The sequence below is a fragment of the Gordonia sp. McavH-238-E genome (assembly GCF_022348225.1).
In the GTDB taxonomy this organism is placed as follows: Bacteria; Actinomycetota; Actinomycetes; order Mycobacteriales; family Mycobacteriaceae; genus Gordonia; species Gordonia terrae.
On record NZ_JAKRFE010000004.1, the window covers coordinates 135,307 to 157,680 of the forward strand.

Consider the following 22,374-nt stretch of genomic DNA (forward strand, 5'->3'; position numbering starts at 1 on the left):
CAGCCTTCCGAGTGATCCCGAGGGGTACCCCCGGCCGCAGATCATTCGAACACTTTTTCGATGATTCGAGAGTAGAACCAACCACCGACAAGCGTCAACTGACATCGAAATCCGTTGCGCGACAGCACATGTACTCGAACACGTCGAATCGGCGCAGATCAGGACTGCGCCGACTCGGAAGAGCAGGGGTCAGAACAGGGTGAGGGCGTGCTGCAACTCGGGCGCGGCCACCGTCGTCGACGTGTCCCGACCCGCCTGCCGGAGACCACCGGACCCCGCGAGGCCGTGTCGGTGCACGAGCGGCTTCATCCGGTCACGGAGCCACGACGAGTACTCCGGGGTGACATAGGCGCCACGCCCGTACAGCCCTCGGTAGCGGCGGATGAGAGCCGGATGCTCTTCCGCCAGCCACTCCAGGAACCACGGCTTCGTCGAGGACCGCAGATGCATCGGGAACGCGGTCACGCCCGACGCACCGGCGTCGGCGAGGGCCTCGAGCAAGGAGTCGAGATGCGCGGAGGAGTCGGTGAGATACGGGATGACGGGGGCCACCATCACATGCGGCGCGATCCCGGCGTCGGCGAGGTCGCGGATCAGCGAGAGCCGGGCCTGCGGTGACGGTGTCCCGGGCTCGATCTTCTTCTGCAGATCCGGATCGAGGATCGCCAGCGAGATCCCGACGCTGACCGACACCTCCCCCGCGGCCTGACGCAACAGCGACAGATCACGACGGATCAAGGTGCCCTTGGTGAGGATGGAGAACGGCGTCCGGGACTCGGCGAGCGCGGAGATCACACCCGGCATGAGCCGGTATCGCCCCTCGGCCCGCTGGTAGGGGTCGGTGTTGGTGCCCAGTGCCACCGTCTCCCGGGTCCACGATCGGCGCTTGAGTTCCTTGCGCAACACCGCCGCCACGTTGAGCTTCACGACCACCTGGGTGTCGAAGTCCGTCCCCGCGTCGAGGTCCAGGTATTCGTGCGTCGGACGGGCGAAACAGTAGCGGCAGGCATGCGTGCACCCGCGAAAGGTGTTGACCGTGAACTGGAACGGGAGCTGCGAGGCCTCCGGGACGCGGTTGAGCGCACTCTTGGCCAGCACCTCGTGGAATGTGACACCCTCGAACTCGGGCGTGCGAACGGACCGGACCAGACCCGACCGGCTCAGCCCGGGGAGCGACCCGTCGTCGACGTCCACCGCCTGATCGGACCATCGCATGATCCGAGTCGAACATACGTACGACTCGACTGTCAAGTGCGTGCCCGCCGTGCGGGCCGCGCCGCTATCATCTCCGTATGTCGACGACCGCCGGACCCCACCATGCCCCGGGTCCCCAGTATCTGGTGGCCGGACGATACCGCCTGAAGTCGCGGATCGGCGGGGGCGGCATGGGCACCGTCTGGCTCGCCCGCGACCAGCTCCTCGACCGCGACGTCGCCGTCAAGCAGGTCGTCTCCACCGAGGGCCTCACCGAGGACTCCGCGGACAATGTTCGCCAGCGGGCCATGCGAGAGGGCCGCATCGCCGCCAAACTCTCCCACCGCAACGCGATCGCCATGCACGACGTGGCCCTCGACCGGGGCGAACCCTGGTTGGTCATGGAGTACCTGCCGTCGCGCAGCGTCGCCCAGATCCTCCATGCCACAAAGACACTCGCACCTGCCGAAGCCGCCCAGATCGGCGCGCAGGTGGCCGATGCGATGGTCGAGGCCCATGCCGCGGGGATCGTGCACCGCGACATCAAGCCGGGCAACATCCTCATCGCCGAGGGCGGCCGCCACACGGGCCTGGTCAAGATCACCGACTTCGGGATCTCACGAGCCAAGGACGATGTCACCCTCACCCAGACCGGCGTGATCACCGGCACGCCGGCATATTTCGCCCCCGAGGTCGCCCGCGGAGCCGATCCACAAGAGGCGTCGGACGTGTACTCACTGGGCGCGACGATCTACACGATGGTCGAGGGCCAGCCGCCGTTCGGCGTCGACGACAACTCGATCGCCTTGCTGCACAAGGTCGCACGGGCCCGCATCAATCCCATGCAGAATGCCGCCGAACTCGAGCCGGTCCTGCTGCGTCTCCTCGAACCCAGCCCGACCAAACGCCCGACGATGAGCCAGGCTCGAGATCTCCTCACCTCGTTCGCGGCCGGCTCCCGCGGCACCCGTGATCAGGTCCTGACCGGCCTGATCACCCGCCCGGGGGCGGGTACGCCGGTCTGGTCGCAGCGGACCAACCGATCGTCCACCACCGGTCCGCACCGCCCCGCCGGCGCCACCCTGCCCCCGTACGCCCCGACGATGTCGGCCGATCGCGGCTCCCGCGACCTGCCGCGCACCCGACAGGGCATGTCCCCCACGATGATGTCGACGCCGCAACCACACTCGTCGACGCCGAGACCGCCCACGGCACAGCACCATCCGTCCGATGGACGCCGGCCGTCGTACGGTCCGCCCGCGCAACCGTCGGGCACGTCGAGCACCGCGCTCGCGGTGTCGATCTTCGTGTTCTTCGCGGTGCTCGCCGTGGTCGTCGTACTCGCGATCGCGCTGGTGCGCTGAGCGGTCGTCCGCGGCGGGCGCTCAGCCGATGTGGCGGGTGGCCGCCCACCGGGTGAGGGCGTTGCGGTTGGACTGCTGCGTCTTGCGCAAGACATTCGACGCGTGGGTCTCGACCGTCTTGATCGAGATGAACAGCTCCTCGGCGATCTCGCGGTAGGTGTACCCCCGCGCGAGCAGACGCAACACCTCCAGTTCTCGCCTGGTCAGCGAGTCGAGTTCGGGGTCGAGCGGCGGCTCGGGGGCCGAGGACTTGCCGGTGAACGAGTCGAGGACGAAACCCGCCAGACGCGGACTGAAGACCGCGTCGCCGTCGGCCACCCGACGGACCGCGTCGGCGAGTTCCGGACCTGCGATCGTCTTCGTCACGTAACCGCGGGCGCCGGCGCGAATGGTCGCGATGACGTCCTCGGCGGCGTCGGACACGCTCAGCGCGAGGAACACCGGTGGAACCGAGCCCGGTGCGGCCGAACCGATCCGATCGAGCACGCCGCGCAGCACGGCCACCCCGCCACCGGCCGGCATGTGCACGTCGAGGAGGACCACATCCGGCGCCGTCGAGACGATCCCGTCGATCGCGTCGGCCACGGCACCCGCTTCGCCGACGACACGCAGACCCGGCTCGTCGGCCAGTTCGGCACGGACCCCGGAACGGAAGACGGCGTGGTCGTCGACCAGGTACACGGTCACCGGACCGGAGGGGTCGGGGCTCGTCGGACTCGCTGTCATCGTGCCTTCCTGTTGTCGGCCGGGGCGACCGCATCCATGCTCATCTCGCCGGTCCGCGCGGGTGGCTCGGACCTCTCCGGGTCAGATCTCTCCGGGTCAGATCTCTCCGGGTCCGATCTCTCCTCCACCGAACCCCCGTCACCGCGCGGCATCATGAGGCCCACGTTGGTTCCGCGTCCGGGCGTCGAGGTGATCCGCACGCGCCCGCCCATCCGTTCCACGCGAGCGCGGATCGACCGGGAGATCCCCTGCCGGTCGTCGTCGACCGTCTCGGGGTCGAAGCCGAGGCCACGGTCGCGCACGTACACCTCGACCTCGTCGTCGGTGATCTCGCCGTATACGTCCACCGTGCGCTCGCCGGAGTGCTTGGCGGCGTTGACCAGGGCTTCGCGCGTCGCGCCGACGAGAGCGGACCATCGTTTGGCGTCGCGGGTGTTGTTCGGGCGCAGATCACCGACGGTGATGATCTCCACCTCGATACCGTAGGCGTCCTCGACCTCGGCGCCCACACTGCGCAGCGCCGCCGCCAGGGAACCGCGTTCGGTCGCCGGATCACCGAACAGCCACGCCCGCAGCTCGCGTTCCTGGCTCCGAGCCAGCCGTGCCACCTCGTCGGGCCGACCCGCCTTCTTCTGGATCAGCGCCAGGGTCTGCAGAACCGAGTCGTGGAGGTGCGAGGCGATCTCCTCGCGCTCGGCATTCCGGATCCGGGCGGAGCGCTCCTCGTTGAGGGTGCGCAGCAGGCGCATCCACAGGGGTACGGTCAGCAACACGACGCCGATGAGGGTCGCGCCGACCGCGAGGATCGTCGAGTTGAGTCCGCCGAAGCTGCGGTCGCCCGCGACCACCACGACGACCAGACCGCCGACGACGAGCGCGACGCCGCCGATCAGCCGGGTCCAGGTGAGCAGCGGGGTACGCGGTGCCCGATGGGACGTGTCGAACTCGCGCCACACCAGGCTTGCGCCGAGCGCGATGAAGACGAACGGTACGAGGTACGACGCCGGGGTCCCCGAGGCCGCGAACCCCACCACGGCCATCGCCACCAGCCCGATCATCGCCAGTCCGAGCGACTGACGGCGCACACCCGGCGCCGGTGGCGCGGTGTCGCTCCCCTGGGGGCAGAAGAACCAGAGCAGACCATAGGCGGCAACACCGGCCCCGGCCAGCGCGGCCAGCACCACGAACACGATCCGCACGCGGAACACATCGACACCGAGATGGTCGGCCAGTCCACCGGCGACGCCGGCGACCACGCGCCCGCCGTCGCGGCGCACCAGCCTCGGGACCGGTTCGACCTCCATTCGACTCACTCCTCGATCGTCCCATGCGATCGGCTCCGCGACATCGGGGTCAACCCCGGTTCGTGCGTGTCGATCTCAGGGTGTGTCGCTCCACCACCCCTGCACACCGGGTTTCTCCGGGGGACAATTCAGGGGATCACCCGATGTGTTCGTGGCCCGGTGGGCGGCACGATGATCGGCATGGAGACCAAGGAGTTCCAGCAGCAGATCCAGGGCATGTGGTCGACCCGCCCGTATCGGCCCGACGATCGGACGATCGCCGGCGTCTGCACCGGCATCGCCGCGCGCTACCGCGTGGACCCGACGCTGGTGAAGGTCGCGTTCGTGGTGGCGGCGTTCTTCGGTGGCAGCGGACTCATCCTCTACCTCGCGGCCTGGGTCGCGTTCCCGGGCGCCGGCCGCGCACGCGCCGATGCGCTCCGGGTCGAATCCGCGCGAGCCGACCACAGCTCGCACGGCTCGATGCACGGACTCGGCAACCCCCAGGTCATCCTCCTGGTCGTGCTCGCGATCGTCATCGTCACGTCTGTCGGACCCAACCGGACATGGGGTTCCGGTGGACTCGTCGGCGCGATTCTGATGCTCGGCGGCTGGTTCCTGTTGTATCTGCGCACCCCGACTCCACCGGTAGGCACGAGCATCGACACCGCGGCGGTCACCGACATCGTCGTCCCGCCGCCGGCCGCCGGTCAGTTCGAGCGCTGGGTACCGCGGGCAATGAGTGATCCGGCCGGTACCCATCCGGTGACGCCTGCGCCCCGGGTCGAGTTGGAAAAGGACCCTTCGAGGCTCGTCGCTAACGCTCCTCACACCTCAGGGAGCGGAGGGGCGGTCGCCGACGCGCCGCACACCTCAGGGAGCGGAGGAGCGGTCGCCGACGCGCCGCACACCTCAGGGAGCGGAGGAGCGGTCGCCGACGCGCCGCACACCTCAGGGAGCGGAGGAGCGGTCGCCGACGCTCCGCACACCTCAGGGAGCAGTGGAGCGCGCGACGACGTCGACCTCGACGCGAGTCCGCCCGCGTGGGATCCGCTGGGGGCGGCGCGGTTCGCGTGGGATCTGCCCGAGCCGGCCAGCCCGGCGGAGCCGCCCGCCCGCAGGCGCCGACGCTCACCTCTGACGCTGATCGTGATCGGTCTCGCGATCATCGCGGGCGCCGTCGGCACGGGCCTGCACCAGATCGGCGTCGACTGGTTCACCGTGCCGCACATCCTCTCGCTCTCGCTGGCCGTCATCGGCGCGGGACTGCTGGTCGCCGCCGTCGTCCGGCGCCGGACCGGGGAACACAGCACCGGCCTCGTGCCCATCGCGATCGTCCTGGGAGCCGCCGTCGTGGTCACCACCGTGATCTCCGGGGTGAGCGGGCTGTCCGGACCGCTACCCGCCGGAGGGGCGGGCGAGCGCGAATGGAAGCCGTTGACCGAGAACGACATCCAGGCCGAATACTCGCTCGGCGTCGGCGAGATGACCCTGGACCTGCGCGCGGTGGATCTCACCGCCGACCGGACGGTGCGCCTGGAGAACGGCGTCGGGACGATCCGGGTCCACGTCCCCGACACGATGAACGTGCGTGCCAACTGCCAGACCGGCATCGGTGACTACACCTGCCCCACCGGGCTCGACGGCGGCCGCGACGGCACCGATGGCCCGGTCCTGCAGATCGACGCCCGCACCGGCATGGGAGAGGTTCAGGTCCTGCGATGAACGCACCCGACAACACCTACGGAGACGACCCGGCGGCCACCAGCGACGACCGGGGATGCGGGTCCACCCATCGCGCACCGGGGCTCGGACTCCTCGGGATCGCGGCCCTCGCGGTGGCCGGATGGGGACTCGCCGACGGGCCGGCACTGCCCGAGGCCGCCGACCTCGGGTGGGTCGCGGTCGGGATCGGCCTGCTGATCGGGCTCGTGCTGATCGTGTCCGGGACTCGTTCCCGGCGCTGACCGCGACAACGGTCCCGATTCCCGGCGGAGACAGAGAAGCGGCCGGTGGCATCTGCCACCGGCCGCTTCTCATCGCCTCATTCCCATTCGATGGTGCCCGGCGGCTTGCTCGTCACGTCGAGCACCACGCGGTTGACCTCGGCCACCTCGTTGGTGATGCGGGTCGAGATGATCTCGAGCACCTCGTAGGGCACGCGCGTCCAGTCGGCCGTCATCGCGTCCTCGCTCGACACCGGGCGCAGGACGATCGGGTGTCCATAGGTCCGGCCGTCTCCCTGGACACCGACGCTGCGCACATCGGCCAGCAGCACCACCGGGCACTGCCAGATCTGTGCGTCGAGTCCCGCGGCGGTGAGTTCCTCGCGCGCGATCAGATCGGCCTTGCGGAGCATCTCCAGGCGGTCGCCGGTGACCTCGCCGACGATCCGGATCGCCAGACCCGGTCCGGGGAACGGCTGACGTGCGACGATCTCTTCGGGCAGCCCGAGTTCGCGGCCGACCGCGCGCACCTCGTCCTTGAAGAGCAGCCGCAGCGGCTCCACCAGGCTGAACTCGAGGTCGTCGGGTAGGCCGCCCACGTTGTGGTGGCTCTTGATGTTCGCCGTCCCGCTGCCGCCGCCGGACTCGACGACGTCGGGATACAGCGTGCCCTGCACGAGGAAGTCGACCTTCTCCCCCGCCTCTGCCTCCTCGCCGAGCACCTCGCTGACCGCACCCTCGAACGACCGGATGAACTCCCGGCCGATGATCTTGCGCTTGGTCTCCGGATCGCTCACGCCGGCCAACTCGCGCAGGAACACGTCCGCGGCGTCGACGGTGACGAGTTTGGCGCCGGTCGCGCCCACGAAATCGTGCTGCACCTGTTCGCGTTCACCCGCGCGCAGCAGTCCGTGGTCGACGAAGACACAGGTCAGCCGATCCCCGATGGCCCGCTGCACGAGCGCGGCCGCCACCGCGGAATCGACTCCGCCGGACAGTCCGCAGATGGCCCGTCCGTCGCCGATCTGGTCGGCGACCGCGTCGATGAGCGCGTCGGCGATGTTCGCGGCGGTCCAGGTGGCCTCGAGGCCCGCGATCTCGTAGAGGAAGCGCGTGAGGATCTGCTGGCCGTGCGGCGTGTGCAGCACCTCGGGGTGATACTGCACCCCGGCCATCCGGCGCTTGAGGTTCTCGAACGACGCGACCGGCGCACCGGGCGTCGACCCGGTGACGGTGAATCCCTCGGGCGGACTCTGCACGGCGTCGTTGTGGCTCATCCACACCGGCTGGGTGTCCGACAGGCCCTGATGCAGAACACCTTCGCCGTTGACGGTCAGCGTGGTGCGCCCGAACTCGCGGCCGCCGGTGTTGGCGACCTCGCCACCGAGCTTGTCGGCCATCGCCTGGAATCCGTAGCAGATGCCGAACACCGGGACGTCGAGGTCGAAGAGGGCCGGATCGAGATCGGGCGCGTCCTCGGCGTACACCGACGAGGGACCACCCGACAGGATGATCGCAACCGGATCCTTCTCCTGAATCTTCTCGATCGGAGCGTCGTGGGAGATCACCTCGGAGTAGATGCGTGCCTCGCGCACCCGGCGGGCGATCAGCTGCGCGTACTGCGCGCCGAAGTCGACGACGAGCACCGGCCGCGGACCCTCGAGGAAATCCTCGGGGGAGTTCGCAGGAGAATCTGTCGCAGAAGAGTCTGTCACCGGGCCGAGTCTAGTGGGCGGACCGGCGCCCGTCCCTGGTCACCCCGCCCGGCGGATGCGGGCCCGCGATACCCGCGTGAAATACTCCGGAATCGACATGACTGCATCGCCGGAAACCCCCCATCGCTGGTCGCTGAGCATCGGCGACCTCACCCAGGCCGCCGTGTTCGCCGCGCTGATCGCCGCGCTCGGACTGCCCGGGACCATCAACATCGGCTCCAGCGGTGTGCCGATCACCCTCCAGTCGCTCGGCGTCATCCTCGCCGGTGCGGTTCTCGGACCCAAGAAGGGAACCCTCGCGGTCGTGCTCTTCATGGTGCTCGCGATCGCCGGGCTGCCGATCCTCGCCGGCGGCCGCAACGGGTACACCTCGCTCTCCTCGCCCACCGCGGGCTTCTTCATCGGGTTCCTGCCCGCCGTCATAGTGATCGGCGTGCTGACCGCGATGATGCTCGGTGTCGGCACCACCCCGCGCTACCGCGTGATCTGGGGCATCGGCATCAACGTGCTCGGCGGGATCGTCGTGCTCTACGTGTTCGGGATCGTCGGCATGCTCCTGCGCACCGACCTGACGGTGTGGGCGGCGCTGTCGGCCAACGGCCCGTTCATCCCGGGTGACATCGCGAAGGCCGTCATCGCCGCGCTGGTCGCCGCCCAGGTCCATCGCGGGCGGCCCGGACTCATCGCGCCGATGCGACTGTCGCGGCGTGCCGGCGTCGCCGACAGCTGACGCGGCGGTGGCCCGAGCCGGATGATCGAGTTCGAGAACGTCTCGCACGCCTACGACGGTCGTGTCGTGCTGCGCGACGTCTCGCTGACGTTGTCGGAGAACCGCATCGGGATCGTCGGGGCCAACGGCAGCGGTAAGTCGACGCTGGCGCGGATGATCAACGCGCTCGTCGTGCCCGACTCGGGGACCGTCACCGTCGACGGCCTGCCGGTCGCGAAGAACAAGCGTGAGGTCCGCCGACGGGTGGGATTCATCTTCTCCGACCCCGACCGCCAGATCATCATGCCGACGGTGCTCGAGGACATCGAGCTGTCCCTCCGCCGAACCGATCTCGACAAGGCGGCGCGCGCCGATCGCGCTCGTGCCGTACTCGCCCGGTTCGGACTCGGCGACCACGCCGACCATCCCGCCCAGCGACTGTCCGGTGGACAGAAACAACTCCTCGCCCTCGCGTCGATCTTCGTGACCGACCCGGCGATCATCGTCGCCGACGAGCCCACCACCCTGCTCGACCTGCGCAACACCCGCATGCTCACCCGGGTCTTCGACACCCTGGACGAACAGCTCGTCGTCGTCAGTCATGACCTCGACATCCTCGCCGGCTTCGACCGGGTGATCGCCATCGACGAGGGGCGCGTCGTCGCCGACGACTCCCCCGGGCCCGCGCTCGCGGCGTACCGCAGGCTCATGTCGTGAACGTGCTCGGCGTCTACCGGCCCGGCAACACCCTCGTGCACCGCCTGCCCGCCGGGTTCAAGTTCCTCGCGATGGGCGTGCTCATCCTCGTGTTGTCGCTGACCGTGCGGTCGCTGCCGGCTCTCGGGATCGCAACCCTCGGCGTCGCAGTGATCTACGCACTGGCCGGGATCGGCCCCCGCGAGGCATGGCGGCAGCTGCGCCCGCTGCTGTGGCTGCTGCTGTTCATCTTCGCGTTCCAGGTCGTGTTCACCGATTGGCGACGGGCCGTGGTGATCTGCGGGGTCCTCGCGCTGTCGGTCGCGCTCGCCGCCGTCGTCTCGCTGACCACGCGTACCACGGACATGCTCGACACGATCGTCCGAGCACTGGGACCGCTGGCCCGCTTCGGTGTGCGCGTGGACCTCATCGCGATCGCGTTGGCGCTCACGATCCGGGCGATCCCGCTGATGGTCGAGGTGGTGCGCGAGGTCGACGAGGCGCGCAAGGCCCGCGGGTTGCGTCCCGGGCCACGCATCCTCGTCGCCCCGGTCGTGCTCGCCGCGCTGCGCACCGCCGACGGCTTCGCCGACACCCTCACCGCGCGCGGCCTGGACTGACTCCCCGCTGCCGCCAACGGACGACGACTCAGAGCAGATCCGAGAGTGCGTCCTCGAGCCGGGGAAAGCGGAACTCGAACCCGACGTCGGCCAGGACATCCGATCGCGCACGGCGTCCCGTGAGCCCGAGCGCCGGATCCGTACGCAGCACCACCGCACCGAGTTTCAGCAACCAGGCCGGCGTCGGCGGCGCCGGCGGGCGTCCGATCTCCGCGCGCAGCATCGCCATGAGCTCGGTGTTGCGCACCGGATACGGACTGGCCGCCACGACGACACCGTCGGGAAGGGACACCGCGTCGTCGACGCGCAGTGCCGCGCGGGCGATCGCGAGCCAGTCGTCGATGTGAATCCAGCTGAACCACTGCCGGCCGTCGCCGACCCGCCCGCCGAGACCGAATCTCGTCAGGCCGACGAGACGGCGCATGGCCGGGGCATCCGCGTCGAGGACGATCGACGTCCGCAGCACGGTCAGGTGATCGGTGTTCGCGCCGTCCACCGCGTCCTCCCACGGCTGCGCGACGCCGGTCATCTGTGGCAGGCCGAGGGGGACCGGCGTCGACTCCGTGCACCACTGGTCGCCTGCGTCGCTCCAGATCGCCGTCGTGCTGGACTGCAACCAGTACGAGATCGGGGTCGACCGCGACCGGGAGGCGACGACGAGAGCGCGAGTCGCATCCACCCGACTGCTCCGCAGCGCGGCGATGTTGGCCTCGGTGGGGCGACAGTCCACGAGCTTGCCCGCGAGGTTCACCACCGCCGTCGGGCGATCCGCGGCCAGCACTTCGACCCAGTCGCCCTGGGTCTTGCCGTCCCAGATCACCTGCTCGAAGGGCGACGACGGATCGATCCGCCGCGTCAGGATGACCGGATGGTGTCCGCGCGCGGCGAGATCGGTCGCCAGATGCGTTCCCAGCGAACCACTTCCGCCCGCCAACACCACGGTCGGCGACTCTGTGCCCGACATGCGTCTCCCCCGTTCGGCCGTGCACGCCGACCCTACCCCGGCGACGACCCCGAACGGGATCCCCTGCTCACAGTGCGCGCTGTCCGCGCACGGTTGCTACGAGATCCGCTGGGCCGTGACCGGTACGACGGGGATGATCGGCAACCGGAGGGCGCCCGGCGCGTCGGCCGGGACCACCGGCGACCTCGGCGTCGTCGGCTCGATGCGGCGGTACGGGTCACCCTGTGCGGGGCGCTGATCCTGTTCCCCCTTGTTCGGCCACAGCGCCGCTGCGCGTTCCGCCTGCGCGCAGATCGTCAGCGACGGATTGACACCGAGGTTGGCCGACACCGACGCACCGTCGGCGATGTGCAGCGTCGGGTAGTTCCACACGCGCTGGTACGGATCGATGACACCGTTCTCCGGGTCGTCGGAGATCGCGCACCCGCCGAGATAATGCGCCGTCAGCGGCATGTTGACGATGTCGCCCCACGTTCCGCCTGCGACACCGCCGTTCAGCTTCGCCGCGATCCGCCGAGTCGCCTCGTTGCCCTTGGGAATCCAGGTGGGGTTCGGTTCCCCGTGGCCCTGCTTGCTGGTGACATAGCGAAGCGGTCCGCGCTTGCGGACGAAGGTGGTCAGTGAATTGTTGTTGTTCTGCATGACCAGTGCGATCACGGTCCGCTCGCTCCACTGTCGCACCACGAGCAGCCGCACCAGCAGCAACGGATTGCGGGCGACCTGGCGGAGGAACTGGCCGAACCGGTTGCGGCGGCTCCCGCCGTCGGTCAGCAGGGTCTGCAGGTACGCGATCGCGTTGGAGCCCTTGCCGTATCGCACCGGCTCGATGTGCGTGTTCGGTTCCGGATAGAACGACGAGGTGATCGCGACCCCGCGCGAGTAGTCGTTCTCCGGGTCGATCCGGGAACCCATCGCGCCCAGGATCGACTCCGAGTTCGTTCGCGTGAGCCTGCCCATCGCGTCCGAAATTTGCGGCAGCGTAGCGAGTTTCGCGTGATGCAGGAGTCGCTGGGTGTTGAACGTGCCGGCCGCGAGGATCACCTGCCCCGCGGTGATCGTCCGCCGGCGACGCCCCAGCGGCCCCCACGACGACGAGTGATGGGTGCCCACCTCCCACACACCGTCGGCGCGCCGGTTCAGCGAGTCCACGGTCGTCCGGTCGATGATGGTGGCGCCGTTGCGTTCCGCGAGACCGAGGTAGTTCTTCAACAGGGTGTTCTTCGCACCCACCCGACATCCGGTCATACATGCGCCGCATTCGGTGCACGCGGTTCGATCCGGCCCCGCACCGCCGAAATACGGGTCGGCGACGGTCTCGCCGGGCGCCCCGGACAAGCCCGTCTTCGCACCGAAGAACACCCCGACCGGCGTCGGTGTCACCGTGTCGCCGACACCCATCTCCGCCGCGACCTCGGCAACGACACGATCCGAGGCGGTGACCGTCGGGTTGGTCACCACGCCGAGCATCCGGCGGGCCTGGTCGTAATACGGACCGAGTTCGTCCTCCCAGTCGGTGATGTGGTTCCACTGCGGATCGGTGAAGAACGGCGTCGGCGGCTTGTACAGGGTGTTGGCGTAGTTGAGGGACCCGCCGCCGACCCCAGCCCCGGCCAGGATCATCACGTCCTTGAGTGCGTGGATGCGCTGGATGCCGTACAGGCCCAGCTTCGGCGCCCACAGCCACCGGTTCAGGCGCCAGCTGGTCTTGGCGAAGTCCTGGTCCTCGAAACGACGACCCGCCTCGACCACGCCGACGCGATACCCCTTCTCCACGAGCCGCAGCGCACTCACGCTCCCGCCGAACCCGGAGCCGACGATCAGAACGTCGAAGTCGGTGGCGTGTTCGGTCGACCTGTCCAATCCCATGGCGAACATACTAACGCGCATTGTCACATAAGGAGACCCAGGTCACCCTAACCCGTCGTGACGCGGGGCCAGGGGGAACTCAGGCGTGGACGGACAGCCCCACGCGCTGGAACTCCTTCAGGTCGCAGTACCCGGCCTTCGCCATGGCCCGACGCAGCGCGCCGACGACGTTCAGTTCGCCGTAGGGATCATCGGACGGCCCGTTGAGGACACGCTCGAGACTCGGGCGGTCCTCGCCCGCGGCGACCTGCAGGAGCGCGCCGCGCGGGGTGTCCGGGTGCGCCGCGGCCGACGGCCAGTACCAGCCGTTGCCGGGCGCCGAACTCGTTGCGGCGAGCGAGGTTCCGAGAACCGCGGCGTCGGCGCCGCACGCGATCGCCTTGACCAGGTCGCCCGAGCTGTGGATGTCGCCGTCGGCGATGACGTGGACGTAGCGACCGCCCGTCTCGTCCAGGTAGTCGCGACGCGCGGCGGCGGCGTCGGCGATGGCGGTCGCCATCGGCACACCGATGCCGAGGACCTCGCCGGTCGTGGTGGCCCCCGCGGCCGAGCCGTAGCCGACGATGACGCCCGCGGCGCCCGTCCGCATCAGGTGCAGGGCGGTGCGGTGATCGTGCACGCCGCCCGCGATGACGGGTACGTCGAGGTCGGCGATGAAGGTCTTGAGGTTGAGCGGTTCGCGCGCGGCGCCGTCGGCGTCGACCTGTGCCACGTGCTCGGCCGAGATGATCGTGCCGTGCACCACCAGGATCTCGACCCCGGCGGCCAGCAGCGCCGGGGTCAGTTCCGGCGCATGCTGAGGGCTGACCCGCACGGCCGTGGTGACGCCGGCATCGCGGACCTGCGCCACGGCCTCGCCCAGCAGGCCGCTGTCGAGCGGAGCCGCATGCAGCTTCTGCAGATGCCGAACCGCCGCATAGGGATCCGGATCCTCCGCCGCGATCGCGACGAGTTCGGCGATCTTGGCCTCGACGTCGCGATGACGGGCCCACAGCCCCTCGCCGTTCAGGACGCCCAGCGCACCGAGCTTGCCGAGCTCGATCGCGACCGACGGCGACACCAGGGCATCGGTCGGATGACTCAGGATCGGCGAGGAGAACCGGTAGGCATCGATCTGCCACGCCGTGGAGACGTCCTTGGACGAACGGGTCCGACGGGACGGGACGATGCTGATGTCGCCCAGCTCGTAGGTCCGTCGGGCTGTCCGGCCCATGCCGATTTCGACGAGGTCACGCACCACTGCGCCTTTCTGCGGAGTTCAGCTGCACAACGACCCTACGGCCTGGCCCGCCGGACGAATCCGGCGGGAACGGCCTCGGGGGAGTTCAGCGGGAATAGTAGTTGGGTGCCTCGGCGGTCAGGGTGATGTCGTGCGGATGGGATTCCTTGAGTCCCGCCGCGGTGATCTGGACGAACCGCGCGGTCTGCAGATCCGGGATCGTCGACGCGCCGGTGTAGCCCATGGCGGCACGCAGGCCGCCGACCAGCTGGTGGATCACCTGGGACAGCGGGCCCCGGAACGGCACGCGTCCCTCGATGCCCTCGGGAACCAGCTTCTCCTCCTTCAGGACGTCGTCCTGGAAGTAGCGGTCCTTCGAGTACGACTTCGCCTGCCCACGCCCCTGCATCGCACCGAGCGAGCCCATGCCCCGGTAGCTCTTGAACTGCTTGCCGTTGACGAGGACCAGCTCGCCGGGCGCCTCGGCGGTGCCCGCGAGCAGCGAACCGAGCATCGCGGTCGACGCGCCGGCGGCGAGTGCCTTGGCGATGTCGCCGGAGTACTGCAGACCGCCGTCGGCGATCACGGGCACACCGGCCTTCTGGCAGACCGCCACCGCTTCGAGGATCGCGGTGATCTGGGGGGCGCCGACGCCCGCGACGACGCGGGTGGTGCAGATCGAGCCCGGGCCGACGCCGACCTTCACCGCATCGGCACCGGCATCGACGAGCGCCTGCGCGGCCTCACGGGTCGCCACATTGCCGCCGACCACGTCCACGCGGTCGCCGACCTCGGCCTTCAGCTTGGCCACCATGTCGAGCACGAGCCGGTTGTGCGCGTGGGCGGTGTCCACGATGATCACGTCCGCGCCGGCGTCGGCGAGTGCCATCGCACGGTCCCACTGCGGGTCGCCGGTGCCGACGGCTGCGCCCACGAGCAACCGTCCGTCGGAGTCCTTGGTCGCCAGCGGATGCTGCTCGGTCTTGACGAAGTCCTTGACGGTGATGAGTCCGGTCAGCCGGCCGTTGCCGTCGACGATCGGCAGCTTCTCGATCTTGTGCCGGCGCAGCAGTCCCAGCGCGGCCTCCGCGGAGACCCCTTCCTGGGCGGTGATCAGCGGCGCCTTGGTCATGACCTCGGCGACCGGTCGGCTCTGGTCGACCTCGAAGCGCATGTCGCGGTTGGTGATGATGCCGACGAGCTCACCCTTGTCGTCGACGACGGGCAGGCCCGAGATGCGGTAGCGCGCACACATCGCATCCACCTCGGCGAGCGTGTGGGAGGGCGTGCAGGTGACCGGATCGGTGACCATCCCGGCCTCGGACCGCTTGACCGTCTCGACCTGACCGGCCTGTTCCTCGATCGACAGATTGCGGTGCAGGACACCCATACCGCCGGCACGGGCCATGGCGATCGCCATCCGGGACTCGGTCACGGTGTCCATCGCCGAACTCACCAGCGGGACCCGCAACGTCACGTTCTTGGTCACCCGCGACGAGGTGTCGACCTCGCTGGGGATCACGTCCGACGCCGAGGGCAGCAACAGGACGTCGTCGAAGGTCAGGCCGAGCATCGCGACCTTGCCGGGATCGTCTCCACCGGTACGAACAGCAGTCATCGGACCATCGTATCGACTCCCCTGGTGCGGCGATCGTCACACAGGCGTCTTCGTGCCGGTGAGACCGCCTGATCGACTCCGGTCACGGCCGCCGGGACCGGTGAATGCTTGCGGCGCGGGCGGCTGGGGATCGGCTACGGTGGTGAGGTGCGTGACCACCTGCCACCCGGCCTCCCGCCGGACCCGTTCGCCGACGATCCCAGCGATCCCGCATCCGCCTTGGACAGCGTGGAACCGGGTATCCCGCTGGACGAGAACGAACGGCTCGCGGTCGAGGAGGATCTCGCCGATCTCGCACTCTACGAGGCGTTGCTGGCCAATCGCGGCGTGCGCGGCCTCGTCGTGGTCTGCGAAGACTGCCACGAAGACCACTACCACGACTGGGACATGTTGCGCGCCAACCTGATCCAGCTTCTCATCGATGGCACCGTCCGGCCCCATGAGCCGGCGGTGGATCCACGCCCGGATGCCTACGTCACGTGGGACTACTGCCGCGGGTACGCAGACGCGCGCAGCCATCTCGACGACGAACGCTGACTGCCGCAGACGAACGCGGACAGCCCGCATCGGCTCGCCGGTCCGGTGACCGAGTCGTCGGCCAGACCATACGAGTGAGGCCCTGCACCGCTTCGGTGCAGGGCCTCACTCGTTGAACGTGGTGCCGGGGTCGTCAGCCGATCGGCCGACCCGATGCATCCACACCGGGCGGCGGGGTCCACGGGATCTCGGGGAATTCGGCCGGGTAACGCGTGACCTTGGTGCTCGAGGACGGCGTCGAGGGTTGTGTCGGAGCACTCGACGAGGGGACCGTCGACGGCACCTGCGGTTCGCTCGTCTGCTCGGACGGCGTGGTCGGCTCATCGGTACCGCCACCGGGCGGGGTCGACTCGCCGGGCGACGAGGGCTCGTCCTCGCGGCTGGTCAGATCCGGTCGGGTCGGCTCGGTCGTGGCCGGCTGTTCCGCGCCGGTCGACGGCGCGGGAACGGTGAGTTCGGTCGGCAGACCGGCGCCGTCGCGGATGCGGTTCATCCACTCGGTCATCTCGTCGCGCATCTCGCTGTCCATCGGTCCCATGCGTTCCTGCGCCTCGGCCAGCAGGCCGGCCGCCGCGCCCGGGTCGCCCGCCGCGATCGCGGCCTCGGCTCGCTCGAGATTGTTGCGGACATCGTGCGCGGCCTGCGTCTGCGACGCCGCCTCGGCGAACACGACCTGCTTGATGCCCCACAGCGGGTCACCGGGTTGCGAGCCCTCGGAGAGCACGGTCAGACCGGCCGCCGCGACGATGACGATCGCGGCCGCACCCGACACGACGCGGAGGTGACGGACCATCCGGCGCCCGCGACTGGCCCGCTCGGTGGTGCCGATCGCCCGTTCGACATCGTCGACGGACACCAGCTCCGGCTCCGGGGTGGACATGATCTCGGACTTCCAGCCCGACAGCATCTCGGCCAGTTGGTATTCGGCCGCGTCGCGGGTCGGCACCGGCACGTCGCGGGTGAGCGCGTCGAGGAAGTTCTCGTCGAAATTGACCTCGGAGAGGTCGAGGGCGTCGTCCTCGACCGAGGCGGGATCGACGCCTGACGGAGCCGAGTCCAGCGGTCGGGGTCCGGGACCGGCCGGCGACGGGCCACTCGCACCCGGCGCACGGCGATGCGCCGGTGGCTGGCCGGGTCGGTTCGGCTGGTCACCACCGACGACACGGCGTCTACGCCAATCAGACTGTCCGCTCATCGTGACCTCCTGTCCGTCTCAACTCGTCTTTCAATTTCGCCAGCGCCCGGTGCTGGGCGACTCGCACCGCCCCGGCAGTGCTGCCGATGGCCTGCGCGGTCTCCTCCGCCGACATGCCGACGATCAACCGCAGGACCAGGACCTCGCGCTGTTTCTCCGGCAGGATGCCCAGCAGGGCTCGCATCCGTCTGCTGCCGTCGGCGTCGATGGCGAACTGCTCCGGGCCGCCGGCGACGTGCGAGACCTCGGGGATCTCGTCGACCGGGTCCGATTTCACCCGCGCCGCCACCCGCATGGCGTCGGCAACCTTGTGCGACGCGATGCCGTAGACGAAGGCCATGAACGGTTTGCCCTGGTCCCGATAACGGGGCAGTGCGGTCATCACCGCCATCAATGCCTCCTGCGCGATGTCGTCGGCGGAGAACAGATGGCGTTCCCCGACCCCGATGCGTCCTCGGCAGTAGCGCAGGATCGGTTCCTGCACGCTTTCGAGAACTGACGTGAGAGCGGCACGATCGCCTTGGCCCGCGGCCCGGACGGCGTCGTTCAACTCACCACCTGTCAACTTCATCGCGCGTAGGAATCCCCGTGTTACAGATCGGCCAACCGGCCTCGCCGCCAGTCCTGGTACGGGCCCCGACACGGTGACGCCGCCGGTGGCGACCGTCGTGGACCGCGGCTGGTGAGCAGCGTTCCCCGACGTCCCCGGCGGCGACGGCGTGGCAGACCCCAACACACCTTAGCGATCAACCCCCGGGCATCAGCGCCATGCCCTTGCCGATCAGCGTGGCGCGGAGCTCGCGGTGGCGTGCGGCGTCGTCGTCGGAGGCGGACCCGGCGCCCAGCAGCAGACTGAACGCGGCCCATTCCAGCGGGCGGAGACCCTCGTCGCGAGCATCGTCGGCGACACCGCGCGCAACCGTCGCCGCGCCGCCGCGATCCCCACCACCCGCGGTGGCGGCCGCGGCGATGAGATCGGTCTTGATGCGATACCGAGCCGGAACCGGGGTTCCCGCCTCCCGCATCTCCCGGATCAACAACGCTCCCGCCCGGGCATGGCCGAGCCCGGTCGAGACGTCGCCACGATAGAGACCGAGTTCGGCGCTCACCCACTCCCAGCGCAACCGACAGCGGGTCGCCGTGGCCCAATCGGCGTCCGGCGCCTGCCAGGACCATTCACCCCGGGCCGGTCCGGTAGACGGGTCGAGAACCGACCTCGCCCGATCGAGCAGCCGGCGAGAGGCACCGAATCTCAGCAGGCCGAGATTGTCGGCCGCGAGCCCGACGAGTCCGTCCGCGACCGCGGCACGCGTCAGCGAGACCTCGGCCGGGCCCGGCGATCCCATCCCATCCGAGAGACCCAGGGTCGCGAGGGACCGGCCGTCGATCCCATGTGCGATCCGATGACGCCCGGCCTGACGCACCAGCGATGCGCGGGTGCTCTGGCAGAGCGACAGCAGTGCGGTTCGCGGTCCCGGAGGCGTCGACGGGCCGGTCTGCGGACCGACGACCCGCTCGAGGTCGATGAGCGTCGTCAGCGCGCCCGCGTAGTCCCCGCGTCCACCGGCGGAGACCGCGTCGGCCCAAGCGCGCAGAAGCGGTGCCACCACCGACGCGGTGGACGGGTGTCGACGCAGCTCAACGGCGTTCTCGAGCGCCGCCCAGGTGTTCTTGGTCACTCCGACTTTTTTGGTTTGCATGAATTTAACGAACGATTCCCAACGTTAATTCTCTGGACAGATCACGGGTGCATCATCGGAGGATTTCCGACGTGTAAATCGGTTCGCTCGACGTCACCACACCCCGGCGCACGTCACGCTGGACAAAGACTACGCGAGGTTCGCTGTATTCGCTGGTCACATGGGGTGAGACCATCCGATCCAGGGGCCGCAAGAAACCCTCGCCACGGCTGTGCTATCCGACCGACATCACCTAACCCGCCGTTAACATTTCTGAGACTTTCGCGGCAATCACGTCCCATTTCGGGCCTATTGACGCCATTTCTCAGGCCCGCTTAATGTGAGTTCAGCGTTGCAGGAAATCGACGTTTCTCACCGAGCACCTCGGTGCGGCCCACGACAAGGAGTAGCTGTCATGCCTCAGCCCAATCATCTCCCCGGCCCCAACGCTGACATCTGGGACTGGCAGATGTCAGGACTCTGCCGCGGCGTCGACTCGGCCATGTTCTTCCATCCGGACGGCGAGCGCGGCCGGGCCCGAGCGCAACGTGAGCGCCGCGCGAAGGAGATGTGCCACCAGTGCCCGGTCATCGCGCAGTGCCGGGAGCACGCCCTCGCGGTGGCGGAGCCGTACGGCATCTGGGGCGGCCTCTCCGAATCCGAGCGCAGCATCCTGATGAAGCGCGGCGTCGGCCGCCGGATGGCCAGCTGAGGCCCGGGGCGACGAGCCCATCTGACGACGGCGAGAGCCGGGTATCCCTGCGGGGATACCCGGCTCTCGTGTTCGTCGGTGTGCGACCGGCGAGGTCCTACGTCAGTGCGCGTGCCCGTGACCGGCGTGACCGGCGGCCTCGTCGGCCGGCTGGTCGGTGATGGCGGTCTCGGTGGTCAACACCATCCGGGCCACCGATGCCGCGTTGACGACTGCCGAACGGGTCACCTTCACCGGGTCGATGATGCCCTCGCCGACCAGGTCGCCGTAGGTGAGGCTGGCGGCATTGAATCCCGAGCCGTCGGCCGCGCCTGCGACCTTGTCGACCACGACCGCACCGTCGAGGCCCGCGTTCGCGGCGATCCAGTACAGCGGTGCACGCGCGGAGTCGCGTACGACCCGCACGCCCAGGGCCTCGTCGCCGGTCAGCGACTCGGCGAGTGCGTCGAGCTTCTTCGACGCCTGCACGATGGCCGAGCCACCGCCGGGGATGATGCCCTCCTCGACCGCGGCCTTGGCCGCGGCGACGGCGTCCTCGACGCGGTGCTTGCGCTCCTTGAGGGCGGTCTCGGTGGCCGCGCCGACACGGATGACGGCGACACCACCGGAGAGCTTGGCCAGACGCTCGGCGAGCTTCTCCTTGTCCCAGTCGGAGTCGGACTGCTCGATCTCGCGCCGGAGCTGGGCCGAACGGTCCGCGATCGCGTCCTTGGTCCCGGCACCCTCGACCAGGGTGGTCGCGTCCTTGGTGACGACGACGCGGCGGACCGAGCCGAGCACCTCGAGGCCGACGGTCGACAGGCTCAGACCGATGTCGGAGGAGACCACGGTTCCGCCGGTGACGACCGCGAGATCTTCGAGGAAGGCCTTGCGGCGGTCGCCGAAGAACGGCGCCTTGACCGCGACGGCGCGGATCGTCTTGCGGATCGAGTTGACGACGAGGGTCGACAGCGGCTCGCCCTCGACGTCCTCGGCGACGATCAGCAGCGACTTGCCCGCCTCGACGACCTTCTCCAGCAGCGGCAGGAACTCCGGCAGGGAGCTGATCTTGTCGCGGTAGAGCAGCACGAGCGCGTCTTCGAGGACCGCTTCCTGGCTGTCGACGTCGGTGACGAAGTACGGCGAGAGGAAGCCCTTGTCGAACTGGACGCCCTCGGTGATCTCGAGGTCGGTGCTCAGTCCGGAACTCTCCTCGACGGTGACGACACCGTCGGCGCCGACCGCGGTCATCGCCTTGCCGACCATCTCGCCGATCTCCTCGTCCCGGGAGGACACGGTGGCGATCTGTGCGATGGCCTTCTCGCCCGAGACGGGGGTGGCCGCGGCGAGCAGGGCCTCGCTGAGCGCATCGGCAGCCTTGCTGATCCCCTGCCCGAGGGCGATCGGGTTGGACCCGGCCGCCACGTTCCGGAGACCTGCCTTGACCATCGCCTGCGCGAGAACCGTTGCGGTGGTGGTGCCGTCGCCCGCGACGTCGTTGGTCTTGGTGGCGACGGACTTCACCAGCTGCGCGCCGAGGTTCTCGAACGGATCGTCGAGTTCGATGTCGCGGGCGATGGTGACGCCGTCGTTGGTGACGCTCGGTCCGCCGAAGGCCTTGGCGAGGACGACATGCCGTCCGCGGGGGCCGAGGGTGACCTTGACGGTGTCGGCGAGCTGGTCGATGCCTCGCTCGAGCGCCCGTCGCGCGGTTTCGTTGAATTCAATCTGCTTGGCCATGAATCTCTTTCTTCAGCAGGAGCCGATCGCCGCAACGCACATCGCCCCGGTACCCCTGCACGGGGCGCCGGGGCGATGTGAGACGCGAAAACGGCTCGCGGGGTCTAACTCGGCCGGTCCTACTTGCCGATGACGGCGAGGACGTCGCGTGCCGAGAGGATCAGGTACTCCTCGCCGGCGTACTTGATCTCGGTGCCGCCGTACTTGCTGTAGATGACGGTGTCGCCTTCTTTGACGTCCACGGGGACGCGGTTGCCCTGCTCGGTGACCCGACCCTCGCCGACAGCGATGACGGTGCCTTCCTGCGGCTTCTCCTTGGCGGAGTCCGGGATGACCAGGCCCGAGGCGGTGGTCGTCTCGGCCTCGACGGCCTGCACCAGGATCTTGTCCTCAAGCGGCTTGATGTTCACGCTCGCCACGATGTGAGTCCTCAACTTTCGTACTGAGAAAGAATCTGCACGTTCACGGCCCTGTGAAACCCCGTCGTCGCGGGTATCCGAGGCTTCGCTCAGCGCCAACTAGCACTCTATACATGCGAGTGCCAGCACTCAAGGGTGGCGGCTGCAAAAACCCGGACGTGTTCGCTGCCCGCGAATCCGTCGACGACCCTCG

At 69.1% G+C, this 22,374-nt stretch carries 20 protein-coding genes and 2 pseudogenes; 9 read left to right on the plus strand and 13 right to left on the minus strand.

Annotated features, from left to right (window positions below):
• Positions 1-189 precede the first annotated feature (189 nt).
• Positions 190-1,215: an Rv2578c family radical SAM protein gene (locus MHN80_RS06965; protein ID WP_239400511.1), complete on the minus strand. Its 1,026-nt coding sequence runs from the start codon at positions 1,213-1,215 to the stop codon at positions 190-192.
• 77 nt (positions 1,216-1,292) lie between these two features.
• Here MHN80_RS06965 and MHN80_RS06970 point away from each other — a divergent pair, with 77 nt between their 5' ends.
• Positions 1,293-2,558 (plus strand): serine/threonine-protein kinase, encoded by a 1,266-nt coding sequence (locus MHN80_RS06970; protein WP_101819106.1) that lies wholly within the window; start codon positions 1,293-1,295, stop codon positions 2,556-2,558.
• 21 nt (positions 2,559-2,579) lie between these two features.
• On the opposite strand, the gene MHN80_RS06975 is transcribed toward MHN80_RS06970, so the two are convergent.
• Positions 2,580-3,284 carry a response regulator transcription factor gene (locus MHN80_RS06975; RefSeq protein WP_101819107.1) on the minus strand — a complete coding sequence of 235 codons (705 nt, stop codon included), beginning with the start codon at positions 3,282-3,284 and terminating at the stop codon, positions 2,580-2,582.
• Positions 3,285-3,320: 36 nt separating this feature from the next.
• On the opposite strand from MHN80_RS06975, the pseudogene MHN80_RS25885 reads away from it, so the two are divergent.
• Positions 3,321-3,380, plus strand: a pseudogene (locus tag MHN80_RS25885) (hypothetical protein); the annotation flags it as partial.
• Between the two features lie 110 nt (positions 3,381-3,490).
• Here the strand turns inward: MHN80_RS25885 and MHN80_RS06980 are convergent.
• Positions 3,491-4,588: pseudogene (locus MHN80_RS06980) on the minus strand (PspC domain-containing protein); the annotation flags it as partial.
• 171 nt (positions 4,589-4,759) lie between these two features.
• Between MHN80_RS06980 and MHN80_RS06985 the strand changes: the two are divergent.
• Together MHN80_RS06985 and MHN80_RS06990 are read left to right on the plus strand one after the other, a co-directional pair.
• Positions 4,760-6,292, plus strand: a complete 1,533-nt coding sequence (locus tag MHN80_RS06985) for a PspC domain-containing protein (protein WP_239400797.1) — start codon at positions 4,760-4,762, stop codon at positions 6,290-6,292.
• Complete coding sequence (locus MHN80_RS06990; RefSeq protein ID WP_101819109.1) at positions 6,289-6,534, plus strand: hypothetical protein; 246 nt, start codon at positions 6,289-6,291, stop codon at positions 6,532-6,534. Before MHN80_RS06985 ends, MHN80_RS06990 begins: the two co-directional genes overlap by 4 nt.
• 77 nt (positions 6,535-6,611) lie before the next feature.
• Here the strand turns inward: MHN80_RS06990 and guaA are convergent, their stop codons facing one another.
• Positions 6,612-8,228 (minus strand): glutamine-hydrolyzing GMP synthase, encoded by a 1,617-nt coding sequence (gene guaA / locus MHN80_RS06995; RefSeq protein ID WP_064571626.1) that lies wholly within the window; start codon positions 8,226-8,228, stop codon positions 6,612-6,614.
• 97 nt (positions 8,229-8,325) lie between these two features.
• Here guaA and MHN80_RS07000 point away from each other — a divergent pair, with 97 nt between their 5' ends.
• Genes MHN80_RS07000 through MHN80_RS07010 form a run of 3 tightly spaced genes read left to right on the plus strand, consistent with a single transcriptional unit; the run spans position 8,326 to position 10,253 of the window.
• Positions 8,326-8,958 carry a biotin transporter BioY gene (locus tag MHN80_RS07000; protein ID WP_239400515.1) on the plus strand — a complete coding sequence of 211 codons (633 nt, stop codon included), beginning with the start codon at positions 8,326-8,328 and terminating at the stop codon, positions 8,956-8,958.
• A gap of 21 nt (positions 8,959-8,979) precedes the next feature.
• Positions 8,980-9,654 carry an energy-coupling factor ABC transporter ATP-binding protein gene (locus tag MHN80_RS07005; RefSeq protein ID WP_239400517.1) on the plus strand — a complete coding sequence of 225 codons (675 nt, stop codon included), beginning with the start codon at positions 8,980-8,982 and terminating at the stop codon, positions 9,652-9,654.
• On the plus strand, positions 9,651-10,253 hold the full coding sequence (locus MHN80_RS07010) for an energy-coupling factor transporter transmembrane protein EcfT (protein ID WP_239400519.1): 603 nt from the start codon (positions 9,651-9,653) through the stop codon (positions 10,251-10,253). Before MHN80_RS07005 ends, MHN80_RS07010 begins: the two co-directional genes overlap by 4 nt.
• 28 nt (positions 10,254-10,281) lie before the next feature.
• Here the strand turns inward: MHN80_RS07010 and MHN80_RS07015 are convergent, their stop codons facing one another.
• The 4 genes from MHN80_RS07015 to guaB all read right to left on the minus strand — a co-directional run bounded on the left by MHN80_RS07015 (position 10,282) and on the right by guaB (position 15,920).
• Positions 10,282-11,217, minus strand: a complete 936-nt coding sequence (locus tag MHN80_RS07015) for an epimerase (protein WP_239400521.1) — start codon at positions 11,215-11,217, stop codon at positions 10,282-10,284.
• A 96-nt stretch (positions 11,218-11,313) separates the two neighbouring features.
• The gene (locus MHN80_RS07020) at positions 11,314-13,092 is read right to left on the minus strand and encodes a GMC family oxidoreductase N-terminal domain-containing protein (RefSeq protein ID WP_275447476.1); all 1,779 of its coding nucleotides are present in this window, start codon (positions 13,090-13,092) and stop codon (positions 11,314-11,316) included.
• A gap of 70 nt (positions 13,093-13,162) precedes the next feature.
• Complete coding sequence (locus tag MHN80_RS07025; protein ID WP_033203751.1) at positions 13,163-14,320, minus strand: GuaB3 family IMP dehydrogenase-related protein; 1,158 nt, start codon at positions 14,318-14,320, stop codon at positions 13,163-13,165.
• A gap of 88 nt (positions 14,321-14,408) precedes the next feature.
• Complete coding sequence (guaB, locus tag MHN80_RS07030) at positions 14,409-15,920, minus strand: IMP dehydrogenase (RefSeq protein WP_064571629.1); 1,512 nt, start codon at positions 15,918-15,920, stop codon at positions 14,409-14,411.
• 147 nt (positions 15,921-16,067) lie between these two features.
• On the opposite strand from guaB, the gene MHN80_RS07035 reads away from it, so the two are divergent.
• Entirely contained in the window at positions 16,068-16,457 is a 390-nt protein-coding gene (locus MHN80_RS07035; RefSeq protein WP_064571630.1) for a DUF5319 domain-containing protein, read from the plus strand.
• Between the two features lie 133 nt (positions 16,458-16,590).
• Here the strand turns inward: MHN80_RS07035 and MHN80_RS07040 are convergent, their stop codons facing one another.
• The 3 genes from MHN80_RS07040 to MHN80_RS07050 form a co-directional block, all read right to left on the minus strand.
• Positions 16,591-17,652: an anti-sigma-D factor RsdA gene (locus MHN80_RS07040; RefSeq protein WP_004019190.1), complete on the minus strand. Its 1,062-nt coding sequence runs from the start codon at positions 17,650-17,652 to the stop codon at positions 16,591-16,593.
• Positions 17,636-18,223 (minus strand): sigma-70 family RNA polymerase sigma factor, encoded by a 588-nt coding sequence (locus tag MHN80_RS07045; protein WP_033203601.1) that lies wholly within the window; start codon positions 18,221-18,223, stop codon positions 17,636-17,638. The genes MHN80_RS07040 and MHN80_RS07045 overlap by 17 nt, the downstream gene beginning before the upstream one ends.
• Before the next feature lie 175 nt (positions 18,224-18,398).
• A complete protein-coding gene (locus MHN80_RS07050; RefSeq protein ID WP_239400525.1) occupies positions 18,399-19,331 on the minus strand; it encodes a hypothetical protein in 933 nt (310 codons plus the stop codon).
• Positions 19,332-19,746: 415 nt separating this feature from the next.
• Here MHN80_RS07050 and MHN80_RS07055 point away from each other — a divergent pair, with 415 nt between their 5' ends.
• Positions 19,747-20,043, plus strand: a complete 297-nt coding sequence (locus MHN80_RS07055; RefSeq protein WP_004019187.1) for a WhiB family transcriptional regulator — start codon at positions 19,747-19,749, stop codon at positions 20,041-20,043.
• Between the two features lie 102 nt (positions 20,044-20,145).
• Here the strand turns inward: MHN80_RS07055 and groL are convergent, their stop codons facing one another.
• Positions 20,146-21,762 carry a chaperonin GroEL gene (gene groL, locus MHN80_RS07060; RefSeq protein WP_239400527.1) on the minus strand — a complete coding sequence of 539 codons (1,617 nt, stop codon included), beginning with the start codon at positions 21,760-21,762 and terminating at the stop codon, positions 20,146-20,148.
• Between the two features lie 119 nt (positions 21,763-21,881).
• Entirely contained in the window at positions 21,882-22,181 is a 300-nt protein-coding gene (gene groES / locus MHN80_RS07065) for a co-chaperone GroES (protein ID WP_004019185.1), read from the minus strand.
• Positions 22,182-22,374: the final 193 nt, after the last annotated feature.